This is a genomic window from Streptomyces sp. NPDC050704 (assembly GCF_040654355.1).
In the GTDB taxonomy this organism is placed as follows: Bacteria; Actinomycetota; Actinomycetes; order Streptomycetales; family Streptomycetaceae; genus Streptomyces.
Genome location: NZ_JBFAHW010000249.1, coordinates 1 through 3,526, shown reverse-complemented (window position 1 = coordinate 3,526; position 3,526 = coordinate 1). Strand labels below are relative to the sequence as shown.

3 protein-coding genes are annotated in these 3,526 nt (G+C 71.1%); all 3 read right to left on the bottom strand.

Features of this window, described 5'->3' with window-relative positions; genetic code table 11:
* A partial coding sequence (gene glgB / locus AB0I18_RS51775; RefSeq protein ID WP_363112844.1) for a 1,4-alpha-glucan branching enzyme occupies positions 1-1,844 on the bottom strand: 1,844 nt, incomplete at its 3' end.
* Positions 1,845-1,905: 61 nt separating this feature from the next.
* A complete protein-coding gene (locus AB0I18_RS51770; protein WP_363112843.1) occupies positions 1,906-3,309 on the bottom strand; it encodes a maltokinase in 1,404 nt (467 codons plus the stop codon).
* A gap of 107 nt (positions 3,310-3,416) precedes the next feature.
* The coding region (locus AB0I18_RS51765) for an alpha-glucosidase C-terminal domain-containing protein (RefSeq protein ID WP_363112845.1) at positions 3,417-3,526 on the bottom strand (110 nt) is incomplete at its 5' end.

Below are 3,526 nucleotides of genomic sequence, written 5' to 3'. Positions count from 1 at the left end.
AGTTGCTTGCCGGGGTGGGCCCACATGAAGCCGAGGTAGGAGCGCAGGGTGGCGCGCTGCTGCCACCAGTCGCCCGGCATCTTGGACACCAGCGACCCTTTGCCGTGGACCACTTCGTCGTGGGAGATCGGCAGCACGTAGTTCTCGCTGTACGCGTACACCATCGAGAACGTCATCTCGTGGTGGTGGTACTTGCGGTGGACCGGCTCGTGGGAGACGTATCCGAGCGAGTCGTGCATCCACCCCATGTTCCACTTCAGCCCGAACCCGAGCCCGCCGAAGCCGCCGGGCCCGATGTGGTGGGTGGCGCGCGTGACCCCGTCCCAGGCCGTCGACTCCTCGGCGATGGTGACGACACCGGGCTCACGCCGGTACACCGTCGCGTTCATCTCCTGGAGGAAGGCGACCGCGTCCAGGTTCTCGCGTCCACCGTGCACGTTGGGGGTCCACTGTCCGGCTTCGCGGGAGTAGTCGAGGTAGAGCATGGAGGCGACGGCGTCGACGCGCAGGCCGTCGATGTGGAACTCCTCGCACCAGTACACGGCGTTGGCGACGAGGAAGTTGCGTACCTCGCGGCGGCCGTAGTCGAACTCCAGGGTTCCCCAGTCGGGGTGGGCGGCGCGCAGTGGGTCCTCGTGCTCGTACAGCGGGCGTCCGTCGAACTCGGCCAGTGCCCAGTCGTCGCGCGGGAAGTGGGCCGGCACCCAGTCCATGATCACGCCGATGCCGGCCCGGTGCAGCGCGTCGACCAGGTACTTGAAGTCGTCCGGTGTGCCGAGGCGGGCGGTCGGCGCGTAGAAGCCGGTGACCTGGTAGCCCCAGGAGCCGCCGAAGGGGTGTTCGGCGACCGGCATCAGCTCCACGTGGGTGAAGCCCAGGTCGGAGACGTAGGCGGGGAGTTGGTCGGCGAGCTGACGATACGTCAGGCCCGGTCGCCAGGACGCCAGATGGACCTCGTACACCGAGAACGGCGACTCGTGGGCCGGCCGGTCGGCCCGGCGCGCCATCCACTCCTCGTCCTGCCACTCGTGGCGCGACGCGTGTACGACGGAGGAGGTGGCGGGCGGCACCTCGGTACGCCGGGCCATCGGATCCGCCCGCATGGTCTTGGAACCGTCGGGCCGGGTGATCTCGAACTTGTAGAGCTCGCCCTCGCCGATCCCCGGGACGAACAGCTCCCACACCCCGGAGGAGCCCAGCGACCGCATGGGGAACGCGGTCGCGTCCCAGAAGTTGAAGGTCCCGGCGATCCGCACACCACGGGCGTTGGGCGCCCAGACCGAGAAGCGGGTGCCGGTGACGCCCTGGTGCACCATCGGCTCGGCACCGAGCGCCGTCCAGAGCTGCTCGTGCCGCCCCTCGCCGAACAGGTGCAGATCGAGGTCACCGAGCGCGGGCAGGAACCGGTACGCGTCCTCGACGTCCTGGACCGTTCCCTCGTACTCCACCAGCAGCCGGTACTCCGGCACCTCCCGCAGCGGCAGCACGGTGGAGAAGAACCCCTCCCCGTCGTCGTGCAGCTCGGCCCGCAGCTCCTCGGTGACGACGGTCACGGACAGCGCGTACGGCCGCAGGACGCGAAAGACCACACCGCCGGACACGAGATGGGCCCCGAGGATGGCGTGCGGATCATGATGCGCGCCCCCGAGCAGCCGCTCGCGGTCACCACGGTCCAGCACGGCCGGATGCCCCAGGTCCCGCACGTCCGGAACGTCCTCCACCGGCACCTCGGCCGGCTCGGGCACGTTCTCTGCGGCCGTGGGCTTGACCTTGGCGGCCTTGCCGGTGGCCTTGGCCTTCGCGCTCTTCGGCTTCTTGGCGGGCGGGTTCGGGCGGGGCGTCACGGGCGGAGCCTCCTCAACAGGTGTTCCTCGGCAGGTGTGGGAGATCGGGAGAGCGGGCGGATCAGGTCGCTTCGGAGAGGGCCAGGCGGTGGATCGCCGCCATCGGCACAGGCAGCCAGTCGGGCCGGTGCCGCGCCTCGTACACGACTTCGTAGATCGCCTTGTCGGTCTCGTACGCGCGAAGCAGCACCGGATCCGTACGCGGGTCGTGCCCGCTGACCTCGGCGTACCCGGAGCAGTACGCGGCCCGGCAGGCATCGGCCCAGCCGGGCGCGACGGAGCTGTGCGAGTGCGCCGCGTAGTCGAAGGAGCGGAGCATGCCGGCCACGTCCCGCGCGGTCGGCTGCGGCAGCCGGCGCTCGGTGAGCGGCTTCGAGGGCTCGCCCTCGAAGTCGATCAGCGACCAGCTGCCGGACGGGGAGCGCAGACACTGCCCGAGGTGCAGGTCCCCGTGTATCCGCTGTGCCGTCCACGTCTCGCCCTCGGCCGCCAGCTCACCGAGCGCCTCGAAGGCGGAGCGCAGACCGGGCGCGTACGGCCGCAGCGCGGGCACCGCCTGGACGGCCGCCTCCAGCCGTTCGATCATGCCGTCCACGAGCAGTTCCATCGGCCCGCGTCCCACGGTCACCACCGGCAGCGCCCGGGCCAGGGCCGTGTGCACCTCGGCGGTGGCCCGGCCGAGGGCCCGCGCCTCATCGCTGAAGTCCGCACCCTTGGCGAGCTCGCGCAGCGCGAGGTCCCAGCCGTCCGTCGCGCCCTGGACGAAGGGCTGCAGCGCCCCCAGTACGTATGTGTCGCCGGCCAGGTCGGCGAGTATCCACCCGGCGGGCGCGGGGACCCGCGGGCAGCCCTCGCGGGCCAGCGCCAGCGGCAGCTCCAGGTCGGGGTTGACCCCGGGCACGACCCGGCGCAGGAGCTTCAGAATGAACGTATCTCCGTAGACGAGAGACGAGTTTGACTGCTCGGCCGTCACCAGCCGCGGCACGAGGTCGGCCCGGATCTCCTGGCGCATGTCCCGCTCGAAGCGCACCTCGCCGACGCGCGCCCGAGAGCGCAGCGCCTCCAGGAGCACATCGGCGAGCCGCTGGTCGTGCAGGGCCTCGTACACGGTCCGCCCGGCCAGTGGACCTTCCTTCGGGTGACCGATCAGCGCGGGCGCCAGCCGTGGCGGCAGCGTCTCGCGCACGCCGATCAGGATCTGGTAGCAGTCGGCCGGATGCGCGGGGGCCCCGTGCGTGGGCGCCAGCGGCTGATGCGCCCGCACGAGCAGGTGCAGCAGCCCCAGCTTCGCGTCCCACGGCAGCAGCTCCGTGGCCGTGACCAGCGAGAACCCGGTGACGGGACGGCCCTTGCCCGCGAACCAGCGCTGCCGTGGCAGCCACTCGCGCAACAGCGGATCGAGGGACGCGAGGAGGCCGGGGCTTGTCGCAGCGGAGTGCGTGGAGCGGGTGACGGCTTCCGACATGGCGTCGCGTCCTTTCCCCGGCGTCGGGGTGTTACTGATGCGTGCCCAGGGCGGGGCGGGGGAAACCGTTGCCCCGCCCCCGTTCTACGCGGCTTCCACCTGGTTTTCTACAGGGCGTCCTTGCGGAGTCGGAACCAGTAGAAGCCGTGTCCGGCGAGGGTGAGGAGGTAGGGGAGGTCGCCGATGGCGGGGAAGCGGACGCCGCCGATGAGTTCGA

Coding starts and splice junctions, on each gene's coding strand:
- AB0I18_RS51770 (WP_363112843.1), bottom strand. CDS start 3,309: ATGTCGGAAGCCGTCACCCGCTCCACGCACTCCGCTGCGACAAGCCCC.